This window comes from Staphylococcus pseudintermedius, assembly GCF_034042775.1.
Lineage (GTDB): Bacteria > Bacillota > Bacilli > Staphylococcales > Staphylococcaceae > Staphylococcus > Staphylococcus pseudintermedius.
The window spans coordinates 1,809,520-1,826,597 of sequence record NZ_CP120150.1 but is presented as its reverse complement, the minus strand read 5'-3'; the positions used below and the strand labels follow the sequence as shown (position 1 = coordinate 1,826,597).

The window sequence follows — 17,078 nt, the reverse complement described above, 5'->3', positions numbered from 1 at the left end:
TAATTTATTCAATACAAAATTCAAAATAACATAGCTACAGGTAAGTCGTTTTTTTCTTCTTTTCTTCTAATTCTCTTTTTGCATTTTCTAATAAAGCATATTGCGATAGTGCTTCAAAAATATTAAAAGGTTGTTGGTCATAATCAATAGGTTTTTCAGGATTATGTGTTTGTACTTGATTAGACCTTCCTACTAAATAAGCAAAATAAACACAATTCAAAAATTGATGTTTAACACTATGATGCGAAATAGGCAGTGTGACAGTTAAATCATTGGCAAAAGTGACTTTACAACGGGCGCCTTTTAATGGTTTAAGTTTGACTACGTAATGCATGTTCAGCCAACTATTTTCAGGAACCCTATCCGAGTGAGTGGGGAAAAAGTAGGTTTGATAAATTGGAGTGAGCAATATGGGTGTCTTGTTAGAGATATTGGCGATACGTTTAGCTTGTGCTTTTCTTCCTGAGTACGATTCACCGTAATGTCTACAACTGCGCTCAATAATACGTTGGGCACGATCGTGAATAATAAAATGATCACCATCATATCTATAGATTTCCGTACTCGTGAGTGCACCATCAGGACCATCTACTGGTCTCAAAAACATATCTCCCTTACTAATTGCATACATGATGTTGGATTTTTGGTCCATAATAGAACCCTCCTATCTCTTAAGGTGTCGGGTCTCTCTGTCTAATTCTTATTATATGAATATTCTGAACTAAGTCAATGCCGTTTTGTAAATATATGGATAATATTACAAAAAGCAGATAAAAATTTGACTTAATTACTTTAAAAATTCAGAAAATTCGTTGCGTTTTGCGACATGTTTCGTTATACTATTAAATAACTTAATACTATGCATTTAACACAAAGGAGTGACTCAACATGAAAAATCAAACTGATGTAAAGAAACAAATGGTTGCTGACCCGGTACGTACGATTAATCAGCTGGGCGTTGAACTTGTGATTGCACATGCATTGAAGAATCAAAGGAAGCAAAAATTGCAGCATTTAATTGATGAAGCATTGGTTAATAAAAATGAACAAGCATTTCTAAAGTATACTGATGAATATTTAGAGTTGGAGGCAGTCAACGGTGAGTAGTCAAAGTGCATCCACATCTTCAAATTAAACAGGACTATCCGTCATGTATGAGGTAGTCCTGTTTTTACGTCGATATGTTCAATTTTTAACCATCTTATATCCAGAAATCAACCAATAAGAGAATATTTACACTTTTAACGGAAGTGAAATATGCCACATTTGACTCGGAATCAGATGAAGTTAATATACAATATGATTAATAACAGTGTGATCTACATGTATTAAACCATCATGTCAATGAGGTCATCACGAGGAATGTCGCCAAAATAATGATAAAGATCGTAATCTTTGAGCGCTTCTTGAATGGCTGCTCTTTGGTGTAAAATGTCTGTCAGTGCATTTTCAAGTTCAGCTACATCACCTTCACCGAAAAAGTCCCCGAAAATTTTAGCATGCGCAATACGACCTTTTTTGACATCAAGTTTAATTTGAACAAAACCCTTTTCAAATTTATGCTCGCGTTCAAAGTTATATTTTGGATTTTTACCGTAATTCCAGTCCCACGTGCGATATTTTTCGTTGCTTAACTTTTCAATATTTTTCCAATCTTCCTCTGTCAAAGTATAAGATTCGACTTCTGCTTCACCGAACAATTTTTTGAGTATAATGGCTTTGAATGTTTCAATATCAAGCGGCTCATCTATAAATTCTTGAATGTTAGCGACACGTTTGCGGACAGATTTGACGCCTTTTGATTGAATTTTTGCAGGATTGACACGCAATGCATTTTGCACTTCATCTAAATCACTGTTCAACATAAGTGTCCCATGACTAAACATACGGTCTTTGACTTTGACCATCGCATTACCAGAGATTTTAGCTTGACCAACTTGAATGTCATTGCGGCCTGTGAGTTCAGCCTTTACACCTAAATCGTTGAGCACTTCAACAATCGGCTGTGTGAATTTTTTGAAGTTATGAAAACTATCGCCATCATCTTTAGTAATAAAGCTGAAATTTAAATTACCGAAATCATGATACACTGCGCCACCCCCAGAAATACGGCGTACGACATCAATCACATGTGTTTCGATGTAAGGTTGATGTACTTCTTCAATCGTATTTTGGTTTTTTCCCACAATGATGGACGGTCTGTTAATGTAAAATAGAAAATAACTATCGTCGTCATCCATAGGTACGGTTTTTAATACGTACTCTTCCATTGCTAAGTTTAATGTTGGATCAGTATGGTTTTGATTATTAATAAACTTCACTCATAAACACTCCTTTCCCCCAATATGCCCTTACTTATGTTATGCATGATTTAATTCGATTTTTCCAATCATTTATCTTAAAAAGACCCTGAATGTAAATAATTTCTGACAATTGACGTAAATTGTTTATTTAAAATGTAAATTTTAGTACAATATATGCTAGTAAATTTCTAAGGGGGACAGAAAGATGACAATTGCAGAAGTAGGAGATATCGTAGAATTCTATGATGGGATACGAGGAAAAGTTGAAAAAATCAATGATAACTCTGTCATTGTTGATTTAACGATCATGGAAAATTTCAGCGAGTTAGATTTGCCTGAAAAAACAGTGATTAATCATAAGAGATATAAAATTATTGAACAAAAAGGATAAACGTATATGAAAAAGATCAACAAACCGCTACTTTGGTTTATACTGAGCTTTATTGCTTTCCACATTATTTTAATGTTGTTGTGGGGTGAGCATGGTGTATATTGGCAACTCTATACAGGAATTATGTTAATCGCAGGCATTAGTTATGTCTTTTATCAAAGAGATTTTGCCTCCAAACGATTATTAACATCCATTGCCATAGGGTTAGCGACTGGTGTTGCGCTTGTACTGATACAAGTCATTTTCTCATGGATCACTTCAGAACTGACGTATGCTTCGTTAATTAAACAATTATCACGAACAGGTGTTTATTTTAAATGGCAAATTTTAGTGACGCTATTATTTGTAATGCCATGTCATGAATTATATATGCGTACCATTTTACAAAAAGGCATCGTGCGTATGACTTCAAAACCGTGGCTCGCTATAATAATCGGTGCTTTAGCTTCAGGTTCATTTTTTATCTATTTAGATCAATGGTGGATTGTGACATTCATTTTTGTTTGCCAATTGTTACTCGGTTTTAGTTATATGTACACACGCCGAATTATCACCACAACAGTCGCTCAAATTGTAGCGGTCGTCATTTTATTGATTTTTCATGGTTAAACCTTACACAGTAAATGTTGTTATTCGTGCAATGTTTGCTGTGTTTTTTTGTGATAAAAAGCATAGCCAATACATCTTTTTGAATCAAATGATGACATCTTTTTTCAAATCAGGGTATAAGATAAAATAAAGTCAATCACGCGATACTATTCAATCGCATACAATTCGTTTAATCCGATGACTAATCGATCTGTGCGTCGTTCATTAGTGAGCACTAATTCGTTTGTCAATGTATCGATACTCGCGATATAGCCTTGAATAGTATGGATGTGTCTAGCGCGCCAATAGTGAATTTTACTAAAAGCATTGTGCGCTATTTTTAAATGCAGCATTTGGTTCAGTTCATTGATTTGATCTTCGCTTAAGTCAGGACGGTCAATTTTAAGTTGATTGGCTTCGAATTGTTTAATTGCTTCAAACTGTTCGGGCAATGTTGCGAAAGGGGCCCATTTCACAATGCCGCGCCCTCTAGGAATTCGAGTGTTAAGATATTGTCTTGGAATTTTTCGATAGTCTGTTTCAGATTGGTATGCTGTAGGGAGCGTATGATCATGCATGGAAATCACCTCAACCTGATTATAGAACACCCGTTCTTATTTGTGAAGTATTTTTAGAACATTTGTTTGTAGAAATGTTGGGGTATTTTTAAACATCAGATAAATAGGCTAAAATGTAAAGAGTGAGGTGACTCAAATATGATTAGAAAAGCAACACCCAAAGATGCGCGTGCGATTGCAGAGTTAACATACCTCGTTTGGCAAGATATGGAACTTGAAATTGTGCGTCGTTATGAGAAAGAAACCGTGATAGCAGCACTTGTTAAAAGCGCCACAGAAGTTCATTATCGCAATCATATTGAACACGTAGATATTTATGAAGTCGCAGGACAAGTGGCAGGTATCTTGATTGCGTATCCAGGCCAGTACGAAGCGGCATACGAACAGGCTTGGCAAAATTTAACATTAGCCGAAAAGATTCAATTAGAAACAGACACGCCATTACCTGTATTAGAGGCAGAGCGAGGAGATGTTTATATTGAAACGATTGCTACTTTCCCTGAGTTTCGTGGTCGAGGTATTGCAACAAAATTGATTCAAGCACGGCTCCAATCGAATCCAGAAGTGACATGGGGCTTGAACTGTGATGAGCAAAATGAACGTGCCTATCAGTTGTATTGTAAGTTGGGATTTCAAGAAAAAATGAAAAAAGTGCTTTATGGGCATGAATACCGCTATATGATCTACCAAAATGAGGGTAACGCTTATGCTTGAGTTAACAAATGTCAGCTACGAAAGCGGTGAACGCAAAATTTTATACAATATCAGTTGTCATATCGACAAAGGTGAAGCGGTGGCTATTGTCGGGCCGTCTGGAAGTGGTAAAAGTACGCTGTTGAGGTTGATTGCAGATTTAATGAGCCCAACTAGTGGAAATATTGAATTTAAAGGACAACCTTATGCACACTATTCACCCGAAATATTAAGACAGCATATTAGTTATTTGCCGCAAAGTGTGGAATTGTTTGGTGAGACGATTCAAGATAATTTAGCTTTTCCGGCAAAGGTGCGTCAAGTTTCGTTTAATAAGTCTAAAGCAAAGAAGCTATTGGAAAAAGTAGGTTTAAAAAAATACAAACTTTCGGACAAGGTGCAACATATGTCCGGGGGTGAAAAACAACGAATCACGATTGCACGTCAGCTCATGTTTACGCCAGATATACTGATGCTTGATGAAGCGACGAGTGCGTTAGATGATAAGAGCAGTCGTCAAATTGAAGAATTGGTGTTTGATTTAGTTCAAGAGGGCATGTCCGTTTTGTGGATTACGCACAATGATGCACAAAGTCAACGCCAATTTCACCGCAAAATGGAAATTCGTAATGGTATGTTAACGAGGGAGGCGCGTTTGTCATGATGAGTACGACTTCGCTATTATTGACATCATTATTGCTACTCATTCCCATTTTAGTTTCGTTTAAAGAGCGATTACATATTGCTAAAGATTTAATCATTGCGGCGATACGTGCAGTGATTCAATTAGTGATTATTGGTTATTTACTAGAATTTGTTTTTAAATTAGAAACGACATGGATTGTACTGTTACTCATTTTAGTCATTATGGTTAACGCGGCTGCCAATACACAAAAGCGAAAACCAGAAGTGGTGCAGCATGCGTTTTGGATATCCTTAGCAGGGATACTCACAGGCTCAATTTTATCTTTAGGTGGCGTGCTTTTAACGGGTGCTATTGATTTTAAGCCGAATGAAATTATTCCTGTTGCGGGGATGGTCGGTAGTAATGGCATGATTGCGATCAATTTAAGTTATCAAAATTTAAATCGTATCTTTACGAAAGAGACAGCGATCATTGAAGCCAAACTTTCTTTAGGTGCAAGTCCAGCTATGGCGGCAAAAGAAGCGATAAGAGAAAGTGTCAAAGTCGCGATTGTGCCGACGATTGATTCTGTGAAGACGTATGGCCTGGTATCGATTCCAGGTATGATGACGGGCATGATTATTGCAGGTGTGCCACCGATACAAGCGATTAAGTTTCAGTTAATGGTCGTATTTATTCATACTACAGCGACGATTATTTCAGCATTGGTTGCGACGTATTTGACCTATCGACAATTTTTTAATGCGCGCCATCAATTAGTACAAGCGTCTCAGAATTAGCTAATATACCGTTTTTGAGGCATGACGTTTAAGAGATAAATGCATACTGTTATGGTACAGTATGCGTGACATTCAGAAGAGCTTTCCGATTTTTACAAAGTGCGTGAAGATATCAAAAGCGTGGTGTTTCTTTAATCTTACGTATGCAAATAGAGGATGACATGAATGATAAAAATGGTAAAGTAGAGATATATTAAAATTTCGTAAATACATTTTCATTTGTAAGCGAATAGTGTGGTACGATATATATAAAACTATAAAAAAGAATCGAAGCCTTTGTTATTCTAAGACTTCGATTCTATCGAGTGTTTTAACTTATACGCCACCAAGCAATGCACTAATGTAAATACCTAATGCGTATAGTAGACCGAATAATGTATTCGTTTTACCTGAAGCAGCCATTGCCGGCATCATTGATTGCGGTGTATCATTCTTTTGGAAACGACGATACACTTTCACTGGTAATGGGAAACTCAGTAGTACAAGTAAATAGAACAGTGAACCACCATCTTTGAAAAGTGCAGTGTAAATGACAAAAAGGTAGGCAATCGCGTAAAATGTTGCTAAAAAGATAAGTGAGCCACGTTTTCCTAATAAAATAGGTAAAGTACGTCTACCACTTTGACTGTCTTTAACTCGGTCACGAATGTTGTTTGACATGTTGATGAGCCCAATTGTAATCACAATAGGAATACTAATCCAAAATGCATAATTTTGAAGGTGACCTGTTTGGATGTAAAAAGCAATCACGATAATAATCATACCCATGAAAACACCTGAGAATAATTCGCCAAATGGTGTCCATGAGATTGGGAATGGACCGCCTGTATAGAGGTAACCAATAGCCATACATAATAAACCAACAGGAATAAGCCAAAATGAACTTTGAATCGCTAAGTAAAGCCCAAGTATTGCTGCAATGATATAAAAAATAATTGCAAGTTTTAATACATGTTGGGGTGTCATCCCGTTACGTACGATGGCGCCACCAATACCTACTGATTCATGGTCATCTAACCCTTTTTTGAAGTCGTAGTATTCATTGAACATATTCGTTGCGGCTTGAATTAACAAACAAGCGAACAACATTGCTAAGAATAAACCGAAATGGAGATGGTCCTCGCTACCTAATAAAAAAAGTTTTGCAGTCGCTGTTCCGACTAAAACAGGAACAACAGATGCTGTTAATGTATGAGGACGCATGAGTTGCCAATATTTGTGAAACGTTGAATGTTTTTCAAATTGAGACGTCATGTTAGTCAACCTCTTTTTTATAATATTTATATTACATTGATATTATAAAAAAGTTCGTCAATGAAATCAATAACAATATTATGGAAAAGACACTTGTGCACACAATCGCCTTTAAAAATGTTAAAATGTAATAATGGATAAAACTTGATTATGATGAAAGAAGTGAGTATGGGATGAGTGTTGATGTCTGCGAACAGGCAATCATCGACGCGGTACAACAAACAAAACAACGATGGGTCTCAGTTGAAGTCAAATTAGAACAACAATTAGATCCGATTACGTTGTTCGATATGTCGAAAGAAGATGCAGGGGACCGTTTTTATTTTCGGTTAAATGATAACGAAACTTCTTTTTTTGGATACCGTGTTGCAGCAAAAATAAAAAATGATTTTACAAATAAACGTTCTATTTTTAAAGAATGGGAAAAATTTAAAGATGATATCGCATTAATCCATCCCGATTCTGAACGCCATCATTTACGTATTTGCGGTGGATTTCAATTTTCTACTAAGCGGATGGGGGATGAATGGCGTCGCTTTGGTGTGAATCATTTTATTTTACCTGAAGTCTTAATATCGCAAGTCAATCAAGAAACGTTCTTAACATATACTGTGCAAAAAGAAGCGTTTTCGATTGAGCAATTTTATGAATTAGTTGAAAAGTTAAATCATTTACCGCGTGTGGTCGTGCAAAATACAACACCGCCACAGATTAAGCGGATTGAAGATATATATAAAGATGAGTGGGAAGCATTAGTCGAGGAAACGACAGCAAAATTAGCGCATGATGAAAAGGTTGTGCTCTCTCGTCGTCGCATGGTGCAATTTGATGCGGATATTGAAATCGGAGCCGTGTTATATCGTGCACTTAAAAATGAAAAAAATAGTTATTTATTCGTGTTAGAGTCAGAAGATGATATTTTTATTTCTCAAACGCCCGAGCAATTATTTAAGGTTACAAATGGCATGTTATCAACGAAAGCTGTTGCGGGAACAATTCCAAGAACACACAACGAAGCCCAAGATCAGGCGCGTATCAATGCGTTGTTAAAAAATGAAAAGAACTTAATTGAACATGGTATCGTTGTTGAAAGTATTCTTGAAGATATTCGTCCGTTTATTCAGTATGCCGATTACAATCGTGAGCCACAAGTATTGAAAAATGACCATTTATATCATTTATATACTGAGATTGGAGGCCCATTAGCGCATAAATCATATATTGAGCTGATAGATGATTTACATCCAACACCTGCTTTAGGCGGGTATCCGAAAGCACGTGCATTAGAATATATTGAAGCGCATGAATTTGGTGCACGTGGCCTTTATGGTGCGCCAGTCGGTATGATCGATATGTATGATGATTGTGAATTTATCGTGGCCATTCGCTCGATGTTAATGAATCATCAGCAAGCGTTACTGTTTGCAGGTGCGGGCATTGTAAAAGATTCGGATGCAGCAGAAGAAGTCGCTGAAACAGCATTAAAATTCAAACCGATGATGGTAGCTTTAGGGGTGAGTGAACATGACTAATCAACGTTTTTTGACGGAGCAAGTGTTTCATTTTGTATCAGAATTATATGCATATGGATTACGTGAAGTCGTGATCAGTCCGGGGTCACGCTCCACGCCTTTAGCACTCGCGTTTGAATGTCATCCGTATATTCAAACGTGGATCCATCCTGATGAAAGAAGTGCGGCTTTTTTTGCGTTAGGTTTAATCAAAGGAAGTCAACGTCCGGTTGCAATTCTTTGTACATCTGGCACAGCTGCTGCAAATTATGTGCCTGCTATTGCTGAAAGTCATATTAGTCGTTTGCCCCTTATTGTACTGACAAGCGATCGACCGCATGAATTAAGAGGTGTAGGTGCGCCACAAGCAATCAATCAAGTCAATATGTTTCAAAACTATGTGCGTTTCCAATTTGATTTACCGATTGCAGATGGCACGCCGAATACATTGGCTGTGAACAAATACCAATTACAAAAGGCGAGTCAGTTTTTCGATGGCCCTCACCAAGGTCCAGTGCATTTCAATTTACCTTTCCGTGAACCGTTAACACCGGATTTGTCACGTCAAGATTTGTTGACGTCATTGCATTATGAACGTCCACACTATCAAAAAACGATGGACTTCAGTGCGATTCTTCCAGTGTTGAAGCAATCTAAAGGACTGATTGTTGTAGGGGACATGCAGCATCAAGATATTTCACAAATTTTAACTTTCGCGACGATATATGACTTGCCGATATTGGCTGACCCACTCAATGGTATTCGCGCGACACAACATCCGAATGTCGTCACGACGTATGATTTATTGTTGCGCTCAGGACTCAACTTGTCGGCTGATTTTGTCATTCGTGTCGGTAAACCAGTCGTCTCTAAAAAGTTAAATCAATGGTTGAAAACGACAGATGCGACACAAATTTTAGTTCAAAACAATGCAGATATTGATGCGTTCCCGAAAAATCCAGATTACTTTTTTGAAATGTCGGCCAATGACTTTTTCAGAGCATTAGGAGATATCCCTGCTGCTTATCGAAAAATGTGGCTGCGACAATGGCAAAGTATGGAAGAACAAGCGCGTCATACGATTAAAGCACATCAAAAAACGGCGAATGATGAAGCGGCGTATGTCAGTCGTGTACTCGATAAATTAGGCGCTGACGACGTGTTGTTTGTCAGCAATAGTATGCCGATTCGTGATATCGATAATTTATATATTGACCATCAAGCACGCATTTATGCCAATAGAGGGGCGAACGGCATTGATGGTGTTGTTTCTACAGCACTCGGTATGGCTGTACATCAAAAAGTGACATTACTTATAGGTGATATTGCATTTTATCATGACATGAACGGGCTATTAATGTCGAAACTGAACGATATCCATATGAACATCGTCTTATTGAACAATGACGGTGGGGGTATTTTTTCTTATTTACCACAAAAAGAAGGGGCACCGGAACATTTTGAACGGTTATTTGGTACGCCGACTGGTTTGAACTTCGAACATGCAGCATTGTTGTATGACTTTAACTATAAACGCTTCCAAGACTTACAATCGTTCGAATATAGTCATTTGACGACGATGACACCGACATTATTTGAAGTCGTGACGCAGCGTGAAGCCAATTACGAAGCACATCAAAATTTATATCAGAAATTGAGTGAAGTTGTGAATGTTACATTATAACTGGTATACAGCACAGTCAGAAACGAACAAAATGATTGTCCTCTTACACGGCTTTATCAGTGATCAACGCACATTTTCATCTCATATTGAGCCATTGACCCAAGCGGCGCATGTCTTATGTGTGGATTTGCCTGGCCACGGTCAAGATCAATCACCAGAGGAGGTTGTGTGGGATTTTGAGTGGATATGTACGCAATTACATGCTGTGTTGGCACAGTTCAAAGGCTACACGCTATACCTTCATGGCTATTCAATGGGGGCACGTGTTGCGCTAGCTTATGCATTGCAATATCAAGATGCATTGGCAGGTGTCGTGTTAGAAAGTGGCTCACCTGGAATTGAAGATGATGAAGCACGTCTTGAACGTCAACAAGTGGATGTAGCCCGGGCGCGCGTCCTTGAAATTGCGAGCATTGAAGTGTTTGTGAATGATTGGGAAAAATTGCCATTATTCCAGACACAACGCTTTTTAACGGAGACAACACGCCAACATATTCGCGAGCTGAGACTTGCACAACAACCGAAGCGATTAGCGAAAGCATTGCGTGATTATGGTACAGGACATATGCCGAACTTATGGCCACAATTAGCAAGTTTGAAATTGCCTGTGCAACTCATCGTAGGGGAATGGGATGAAAAGTTTATGCATATTGCTGAACGTATGTCTGACGGGCTTTCAGAGGCACAATTGACAGTCGTATCGCAAGTCGGCCATACAGTAAATGTGGAAGATGGCGATAAATTTGATACAATACTATTAGAGTTTATAAAAGGTTAACTTGAGGAGGTCCACCATGGAAAGACAATGGGAAACATTAAAAGAATATAAAGAAATCAAATATGAATTTTTTGAAGGGATTGCGAAAGTAACAATTAATCGTCCCGAAGTACATAATGCGTTCACACCGAATACAGTACAAGAAATGATTGATGCATTTACACGTGCAAGAGATGACGAGCGTGTAGGTGTCATCGTATTAACGGGTGAAGGCGACAAAGCGTTCTGTTCTGGTGGAGATCAAAAAGTACGTGGCCATGGCGGTTATGTCGGTGATGACCAAATTCCACGTTTAAATGTGTTAGATTTACAACGTTTAATTCGTATTATTCCAAAACCAGTTATCGCAATGGTAAAAGGGTATGCGATTGGTGGCGGTAACGTCCTTCAAGTCGTATGTGACTTAACAATTGCGGCTGATAACGCCAAATTTGGTCAGACAGGTCCTAAAGTAGGTTCATTTGATGCAGGTTACGGTTCAGGTTATTTAGCGCGCATTGTCGGCCATAAAAAAGCACGTGAAATATGGTATTTATGCCGTCAATACGATGCACAACAAGCGTTGGATATGGGTATGGCGAACACAGTTGTACCACTTGCTGACATTGAAGATGAAACAGTACAATGGTGTAAAGAAATCATGCGTCATTCCCCAACAGCGTTACGTTTCTTAAAAGCAGCGATGAACGCAGATACAGATGGCTTAGCTGGTTTACAACAATTCGCTGGCGATGCGACATTGTTATACTACACAACTGATGAAGCGAAAGAAGGCCGTGACGCGTTTAAAGAAAAACGTGAACCTGACTTTGATCAGTTCCCTAAATTCCCATAAGTCTTTAAATTAAAGATGTAAGATGAAAAGTCCGTTTTATTCATTGAGTGAGTAGAATGGGCTTTTTTGTTTTGACATTGAATATCTTTTTGAACATAAAAACTGATATTAAAAAATGATCACTAAAAAAGTAGCAGATATTGTTGTTGAGTGATCTTACAACATCCGCTACCCTTATCGTGTATTAAGTTAATTATAACGCGCTTCCAAATACTGTCGTAAACGTGCCATACCTTCTTGCAATTGCGTCATTTCATAAGCGTAGGAGATGCGGACGTAGCCTTTACCGAAATCAGTAAATGCGGAACCCGGTACCATCGCAACGCCTGCATTTTCTAATACATCGACACAGAACGCAAAGTCATCTTCGGCAAAGGCTTCGATATTTGGAAAAATGTAAAATGCCCCCTGTGGTACGCCGTCTAATCGAAAGCCCATCGATTGTAATGCGTTGACGAGGTAATCTCGACGTTCGACATAAGCTTGATTCATCACTTGAGGTGCATCAACGGCTTCACGTAATGCAGCTATGGTTGCCATTTGTGCGGGTACGTTGGCACAAATGCAGTTGTACGCATGCATAAATGTCAGCTTGTCGATTAAGTATTGTGGACCTGATAGAAAACCAATACGAATCCCTGTAGCTGAATGAGATTTACTTAAACCATTGATTAACAATAATTGATCACGAATTTCATTAAATTGCGCGAAAGATGTATGCGTATGACCGAAAGTGTTCTCGGCATAAATTTCATCGCTTATCACAAATAGAGGATGTGTCTTTAATACGTCGACAATAGCTGCCACTTCTTCAGCCGTCAATATCGCTCCAGTTGGATTGGAAGGGTAGTTCAGTAATATCGCACGTGAACGCGGTGTCATATGTTGTTGAATCGCTTCAGGGGTCACTTTAAAACCTGTCTCCCGTGTATCAATAAATACAGGTACGCCACCTAACGTTTGAATTAATGGAATATAGCCCGCATAAACAGGTCCAGGTAATAAAATTTCGTCTCCTGGATTAATAATACAACGGAGTGCCGTGTCCAATGCTTCAGAAGCACCATTCGTAATAATGATTTCTTCCGGATCAAAATGCACATTGAAGCGAGATTGATAATAATGTGCAACAGCTTCACGTGTGTCACGACGACCTTTGTTGTGAGAATAAGTTGTATAATCATTCGCAATTGCATCTTGATACGCTTGTTTAACGACATCAGGCATCTGAAAATCAGGTTGTCCAATTGTCAGATTGATCACATCGTCCATTTCATTGATTTTACTTGAAAACTGGCGGATACTAGGTGCTTTTAAAAATTGTGCGTATGTATTGAGTTGTAATTTCATCCTATCACGTCCTAAAAAAAGAGAAGTTAACATTTAGAATAACACGACCGTATAGCCAAAATCTAATGTAAAGTGATGACTATAGGCGATGTATTCTCATGTTAACTTCATTGTTTATTGGTCATAAGGTTTAAATGCGGAAGGTCGTTGTAAATGAACGACAGGATTCGTCCATTTCGCCACAAAGCTACTCGACCATATCCAAACGATAAAACATGCGAGTAAGAAGTTATAAAACAATCCTAACCAAGGCTGTTCAATAAATGGATAGATTTGATGGCCACGAATGAAGCCGATAAAAATACCGTGAAGTAAGTATACATACATTGTGCGTGAGCCAATATACGTAAATGCATGATGCGTTCTAGGTACTAAATTAAGAAAGGCACACATCGTCCCTAAAATAATGATGTACAAGCTCAATCTTTTTAATGGGCTAAATAAAAATTCAGTGCCTTCAATATTTTTATAAGGTGAGCTTGCGAGTAACCAGTCCGAATCGATAGGGTGTACCGTATAAAAAATAAAGAAGCTCACTAACACCATCACCGATACTGGCATAAAACGTCTTAATCGGATATAACGGCTAAATCCACCATCCATAATGTAACCGATGTAGAAAATAGGGAAAAAGACCAGTGTTCGTGACCAGCTCAGATACCCGTTGACATCAGTGGAATAACCCGCCAATACTGCAATTAAGATCGCAATCGGAAGCACGTAAATCGGTTTGAATTGACGCACAATGACAATAATGACATTGAAGAAAAAGAGTGTTAATAAAAACCAAAGTGCAAATACTGGGTCAAATGGATCTAAGTCTAGTGAACTATTTTTACCAGTAATAAAGTAATAAATCGAGAAAAATGCGAAAAAGATTAAGTAGGGGCCTAACAACTTTTTACCGACTTTTTCGATATAACCCGCACGTCCGACATTTTTAGCAAAGTAACCCGAAATAAATAGAAAAGCTGGCATGTGAAAGCTATAAATGAGTAAATAAAGTGCATATACTGTGGGATGTGCATCAGTATAAGGTTGTATTAAATGTCCAAACACAACAAGAAATATTAAGATTGCACGCGCATTATCAAAAAATGCATCTCTCTTTTTAGTTTGTGCCATAATACGGTGTGTCTCCTTTTTTAAATATCAACATTAGATTATTATAAATCCTTTTCATAATGCAACGAAAATGAATATTAAACGCAATGATTTGCAAGAATATTAAAGGCATAGTGTTGAGAAAGATGAAATTTCGCTTATAATAATTGAGGGGACTCAAAATCATCGTTAAAAGTAGCACAAACGTTCTTATAATATTTCGCGTCATCATCATAAGAAAAAATAATGAGGATATACAATAAAACTTTTACGATACGTTATGTATTATCTGTTTAATTTGGGATAATTTTGTGGTAAATTGAATAGCATATATCCACAAATCGTTTCTTATTAAATCATCAATTAGGAGAATGTTGTTATGTTACATCATAATTTTACTGGAATGAAACGATTGCAACATCCACCACGGTATTTGCCGGGATTAGATGGGTTGCGTGCAATTTCAGTGATCGCGATTATTATTTATCATCTTAATGCACAGTGGCTAGCTGGAGGATTTTTAGGTGTAGATACATTTTTTGTGATCTCTGGTTATTTAATTACATCACTATTATTATTTGAATATGAAAACTACCAAACAATCGATTTAGCAAACTTTTGGATTAAGCGTTTTAAAAGGTTAATCCCAGCGATGTTATTCGTGACTTTAGTATCAGTCTTGTACGTCGCTTTATTTGCCCCTCAAATATTACCTTCGATTAAAGGGGATGCGATTGCAGCGTTGTTATATGTATCGAATTGGTGGTACATTTTCCAAGATGTAGACTATTTTGACCAGTTCAAACCGATGCCATTGAAACACTTATGGTCATTGGCTGTTGAGGAACAATTCTATATCTTTTTCCCAATTGTTTTAACGTTATTTTTTAAAATATTTAAAAGAAAAAGATGGATTGTACTCGCATTTTTCATTATTTCTATTGCGTCGGCAGTATTAATGTTTTATATGACAACACCCGACACGAACCATGCACGTACATATTTTGGGACAGACACCCGTTTACAAACATTATTATTAGGTGTCATTTTTGCATTTATATGGCCAGCTTTTCGATTGAAAGAACATCCGCCTAAATTTGCGGCTAACATCATCGATAGTCTAGGTCTTATCGCATTATTCGCTTTACTTACATTATTCTTTTTTGTAAACGAACAGCAAATCATCCTTTATAGCGGTGGATTTTACTGTATTTCATTACTCACATTGATACTCATTGCAAGCCTTGTACTTCCGAATGGGCGATTAGCTAAAGTGATGAGTAACCCTGTATTTTTGTATATCGGTAAAAGGTCATACAGTTTATATTTATGGCATTACGTCATTGTGACTTTTGTACATCAATACTTTGTGGCAGGTCAATATCCATATTATATTTATATCATTGATATTGCGTTAACATTTTTAATGGCCGAAATATCATATCAATTCATTGAAACGCCATTTAGACGCTATGGTTTCAAAACATTCTATTCAAAAGATAAGGTTTGGTTAACGGTGATTCGTACACCCGTTGTTGTGGCTATTATCGTCATAGCAGCATTAGTGCTCAGTGGTCAATTTGATTACCTTGCTAAACAAGAGAAAAAGGCGAGCAGTTATCAAACGAATCACAAAAATAATGGTAAAGACAATGAAAAACCAATAGAAAATCCAGCTGAAAAGGAACAAAAAGCAGAAAAGTTCGATCCTAAAAAGCAATCACCGCTCTTTATTGGTGACTCTTTAACAGTAGGGATGGGGTATTATCTGGATGAGCATTACCAAAAGCCTACTATTGATGCACAAGTCGGTCGTTCAATGGGCGCAGCGATACAGGTTGCGAGAAACTATACGTCATTTAATCAAAAAGGGCAGCCGGTCGTCATTCAAATTGGTACGAATGGTGATTTTGACCAAGACCAATTAGAAACACTCATCAAAGATTTTGATAAAGCCGATGTTTATTTAATCAATACGACAGTGCCACGTGACTATAAAGATCACGTGAACCAATTGCTTAAAAAGGCGGCAGATAAATATAAGCATGTGACGTTAGTAGATTGGAATAAAGTCGGTGTCGGTCATACGGAATATTTTGCGTATGATGGCATACATTTAGAACATCCAGGAATTCAAAAGCTCGTGTCAGAGTTGGATAAAGAGATGAAGGCGAATCAGAGTTAGTCTAAAAATAAAGCAGAAGCAAAATAGAGAAGAAGCGGTTGATGGTGAATGCTATTGACCGCTTTTTGCATGTTTATATAACATTTCTTTGATTTAAGTATAGTTGTACAACAAGATTATAAAATGATTTCTATTTGTATTATTTGTCTGGATGATTGATAGTTAAGGACTCGCGTTCCCATGGGACTTGTCTCAACGCAATTTTATGTAAAGTTTTTATTTTGTGAGTGACTCTGATTTTGTAGGGAGGTGTGATCATGTGATGTGAAATAGGCATTTAAGGATGAGTGTTATCAGTTGGGCACATCAGTAAAGCGCGGGTGATCAGGTGCGCTGTAGTGAGTCCTAGTGACATGTTTTAACATCAAGCCAATTGCAAACTACCTTAAGATATCAATA

The 17,078-nt window shown here is 37.5% G+C and carries 17 protein-coding genes; 11 read left to right on the top strand and 6 right to left on the bottom strand.

The genetic code is table 11. From position 1 onward, the window contains the following. Window positions 1-34: 34 nt before the first annotated feature. Complete coding sequence (locus P3U61_RS08625; RefSeq protein WP_015728925.1) at window positions 35-652, bottom strand: competence protein ComK; 618 nt, start codon at window positions 650-652, stop codon at window positions 35-37. 236 nt (window positions 653-888) lie between these two features. On the opposite strand from P3U61_RS08625, the gene P3U61_RS08620 reads away from it, so the two are divergent. Continuing rightward, window positions 889-1,107, top strand: a complete 219-nt coding sequence (locus P3U61_RS08620) for an IDEAL domain-containing protein (protein WP_014614330.1) — start codon at window positions 889-891, stop codon at window positions 1,105-1,107. 221 nt (window positions 1,108-1,328) lie between these two features. Here P3U61_RS08620 and P3U61_RS08615 read toward each other — a convergent pair whose 3' ends face one another. Continuing rightward, complete coding sequence (locus P3U61_RS08615) at window positions 1,329-2,321, bottom strand: lipoate--protein ligase (RefSeq protein WP_063284628.1); 993 nt, start codon at window positions 2,319-2,321, stop codon at window positions 1,329-1,331. Between the two features lie 187 nt (window positions 2,322-2,508). On the opposite strand from P3U61_RS08615, the gene P3U61_RS08610 reads away from it, so the two are divergent. Further along, window positions 2,509-2,694, top strand: coding sequence for a YkvS family protein (locus tag P3U61_RS08610; protein WP_014614328.1), 186 nt, complete (start codon window positions 2,509-2,511; stop codon window positions 2,692-2,694). A gap of 6 nt (window positions 2,695-2,700) precedes the next feature. After that, window positions 2,701-3,303, top strand: a complete 603-nt coding sequence (locus P3U61_RS08605) for a CPBP family glutamic-type intramembrane protease (protein WP_014614327.1) — start codon at window positions 2,701-2,703, stop codon at window positions 3,301-3,303. A 146-nt stretch (window positions 3,304-3,449) separates the two neighbouring features. Here P3U61_RS08605 and P3U61_RS08600 read toward each other — a convergent pair whose 3' ends face one another. Next, window positions 3,450-3,860 carry a YolD-like family protein gene (locus tag P3U61_RS08600; protein ID WP_070407591.1) on the bottom strand — a complete coding sequence of 137 codons (411 nt, stop codon included), beginning with the start codon at window positions 3,858-3,860 and terminating at the stop codon, window positions 3,450-3,452. Window positions 3,861-3,998: 138 nt separating this feature from the next. On the opposite strand from P3U61_RS08600, the gene P3U61_RS08595 reads away from it, so the two are divergent. From P3U61_RS08595 to P3U61_RS08585, 3 genes are read left to right on the top strand one after another with little or no spacing between them, the layout of a single operon-like run. Beyond that, entirely contained in the window at window positions 3,999-4,574 is a 576-nt protein-coding gene (locus P3U61_RS08595) for a GNAT family N-acetyltransferase (RefSeq protein ID WP_020220256.1), read from the top strand. Beyond that, window positions 4,567-5,217: an ABC transporter ATP-binding protein gene (locus P3U61_RS08590; protein ID WP_014614322.1), complete on the top strand. Its 651-nt coding sequence runs from the start codon at window positions 4,567-4,569 to the stop codon at window positions 5,215-5,217. The genes P3U61_RS08595 and P3U61_RS08590 overlap by 8 nt, the downstream gene beginning before the upstream one ends. Continuing rightward, window positions 5,214-5,978 carry an ABC transporter permease gene (locus P3U61_RS08585; RefSeq protein ID WP_081248062.1) on the top strand — a complete coding sequence of 255 codons (765 nt, stop codon included), beginning with the start codon at window positions 5,214-5,216 and terminating at the stop codon, window positions 5,976-5,978. The genes P3U61_RS08590 and P3U61_RS08585 overlap by 4 nt, the downstream gene beginning before the upstream one ends. 315 nt (window positions 5,979-6,293) lie before the next feature. On the opposite strand, the gene P3U61_RS08580 is transcribed toward P3U61_RS08585, so the two are convergent. Continuing rightward, window positions 6,294-7,232 carry a 1,4-dihydroxy-2-naphthoate polyprenyltransferase gene (locus P3U61_RS08580; protein WP_014614320.1) on the bottom strand — a complete coding sequence of 313 codons (939 nt, stop codon included), beginning with the start codon at window positions 7,230-7,232 and terminating at the stop codon, window positions 6,294-6,296. A 173-nt stretch (window positions 7,233-7,405) separates the two neighbouring features. Between P3U61_RS08580 and P3U61_RS08575 the strand changes: the two genes are divergently transcribed. The 4 genes from P3U61_RS08575 to menB are packed head-to-tail and all read left to right on the top strand — an operon-like array spanning window position 7,406 to window position 12,040. Then, window positions 7,406-8,764 carry an isochorismate synthase gene (locus P3U61_RS08575; RefSeq protein ID WP_014614319.1) on the top strand — a complete coding sequence of 453 codons (1,359 nt, stop codon included), beginning with the start codon at window positions 7,406-7,408 and terminating at the stop codon, window positions 8,762-8,764. After that, window positions 8,757-10,427 (top strand): 2-succinyl-5-enolpyruvyl-6-hydroxy-3-cyclohexene-1-carboxylic-acid synthase, encoded by a 1,671-nt coding sequence (menD, locus tag P3U61_RS08570; protein WP_014614318.1) that lies wholly within the window; start codon window positions 8,757-8,759, stop codon window positions 10,425-10,427. Before P3U61_RS08575 ends, menD begins: the two co-directional genes overlap by 8 nt. After that, the gene (gene menH, locus P3U61_RS08565; RefSeq protein ID WP_063284629.1) at window positions 10,414-11,205 is read left to right on the top strand and encodes a 2-succinyl-6-hydroxy-2,4-cyclohexadiene-1-carboxylate synthase; all 792 of its coding nucleotides are present in this window, start codon (window positions 10,414-10,416) and stop codon (window positions 11,203-11,205) included. Before menD ends, menH begins: the two co-directional genes overlap by 14 nt. A gap of 16 nt (window positions 11,206-11,221) precedes the next feature. Then, entirely contained in the window at window positions 11,222-12,040 is an 819-nt protein-coding gene (gene menB / locus P3U61_RS08560; RefSeq protein ID WP_014614316.1) for a 1,4-dihydroxy-2-naphthoyl-CoA synthase, read from the top strand. A gap of 189 nt (window positions 12,041-12,229) precedes the next feature. Here the strand turns inward: menB and P3U61_RS08555 are convergent, their stop codons facing one another. Together P3U61_RS08555 and P3U61_RS08550 are read right to left on the bottom strand one after the other, a co-directional pair. After that, on the bottom strand, window positions 12,230-13,390 hold the full coding sequence (locus P3U61_RS08555; protein WP_063278799.1) for an aminotransferase class I/II-fold pyridoxal phosphate-dependent enzyme: 1,161 nt from the start codon (window positions 13,388-13,390) through the stop codon (window positions 12,230-12,232). A gap of 114 nt (window positions 13,391-13,504) precedes the next feature. Continuing rightward, on the bottom strand, window positions 13,505-14,515 hold the full coding sequence (locus P3U61_RS08550) for an acyltransferase family protein (protein WP_014614314.1): 1,011 nt from the start codon (window positions 14,513-14,515) through the stop codon (window positions 13,505-13,507). Between the two features lie 358 nt (window positions 14,516-14,873). Here P3U61_RS08550 and P3U61_RS08545 point away from each other — a divergent pair, with 358 nt between their 5' ends. Continuing rightward, window positions 14,874-16,679 (top strand): acyltransferase family protein, encoded by a 1,806-nt coding sequence (locus P3U61_RS08545; RefSeq protein ID WP_114281569.1) that lies wholly within the window; start codon window positions 14,874-14,876, stop codon window positions 16,677-16,679. Window positions 16,680-17,078 lie beyond the last annotated feature (399 nt).

Excerpts from the sequence above, each read along its gene's own strand:
- P3U61_RS08625 (WP_015728925.1), bottom strand. The coding sequence starts at position 652 with ATGGACCAAAAATCCAACATCATGTATGCAATTAGTAAGGGAGATATG.
- P3U61_RS08620 (WP_014614330.1), top strand. The coding sequence starts at position 889 with ATGAAAAATCAAACTGATGTAAAGAAACAAATGGTTGCTGACCCGGTA.
- P3U61_RS08610 (WP_014614328.1), top strand. The coding sequence starts at position 2,509 with ATGACAATTGCAGAAGTAGGAGATATCGTAGAATTCTATGATGGGATA.
- P3U61_RS08605 (WP_014614327.1), top strand. The coding sequence starts at position 2,701 with ATGAAAAAGATCAACAAACCGCTACTTTGGTTTATACTGAGCTTTATT.
- P3U61_RS08600 (WP_070407591.1), bottom strand. The coding sequence starts at position 3,860 with ATGCATGATCATACGCTCCCTACAGCATACCAATCTGAAACAGACTAT.
- P3U61_RS08595 (WP_020220256.1), top strand. The coding sequence starts at position 3,999 with ATGATTAGAAAAGCAACACCCAAAGATGCGCGTGCGATTGCAGAGTTA.
- P3U61_RS08590 (WP_014614322.1), top strand. The coding sequence starts at position 4,567 with ATGCTTGAGTTAACAAATGTCAGCTACGAAAGCGGTGAACGCAAAATT.
- P3U61_RS08585 (WP_081248062.1), top strand. The coding sequence starts at position 5,214 with ATGATGAGTACGACTTCGCTATTATTGACATCATTATTGCTACTCATT.
- P3U61_RS08580 (WP_014614320.1), bottom strand. The coding sequence starts at position 7,232 with ATGACGTCTCAATTTGAAAAACATTCAACGTTTCACAAATATTGGCAA.
- P3U61_RS08575 (WP_014614319.1), top strand. The coding sequence starts at position 7,406 with ATGAGTGTTGATGTCTGCGAACAGGCAATCATCGACGCGGTACAACAA.
- menD (WP_014614318.1), top strand. The coding sequence starts at position 8,757 with ATGACTAATCAACGTTTTTTGACGGAGCAAGTGTTTCATTTTGTATCA.
- menH (WP_063284629.1), top strand. The coding sequence starts at position 10,414 with ATGTTACATTATAACTGGTATACAGCACAGTCAGAAACGAACAAAATG.
- menB (WP_014614316.1), top strand. The coding sequence starts at position 11,222 with ATGGAAAGACAATGGGAAACATTAAAAGAATATAAAGAAATCAAATAT.
- P3U61_RS08555 (WP_063278799.1), bottom strand. The coding sequence starts at position 13,390 with ATGAAATTACAACTCAATACATACGCACAATTTTTAAAAGCACCTAGT.
- P3U61_RS08550 (WP_014614314.1), bottom strand. The coding sequence starts at position 14,515 with ATGGCACAAACTAAAAAGAGAGATGCATTTTTTGATAATGCGCGTGCA.
- P3U61_RS08545 (WP_114281569.1), top strand. The coding sequence starts at position 14,874 with ATGTTACATCATAATTTTACTGGAATGAAACGATTGCAACATCCACCA.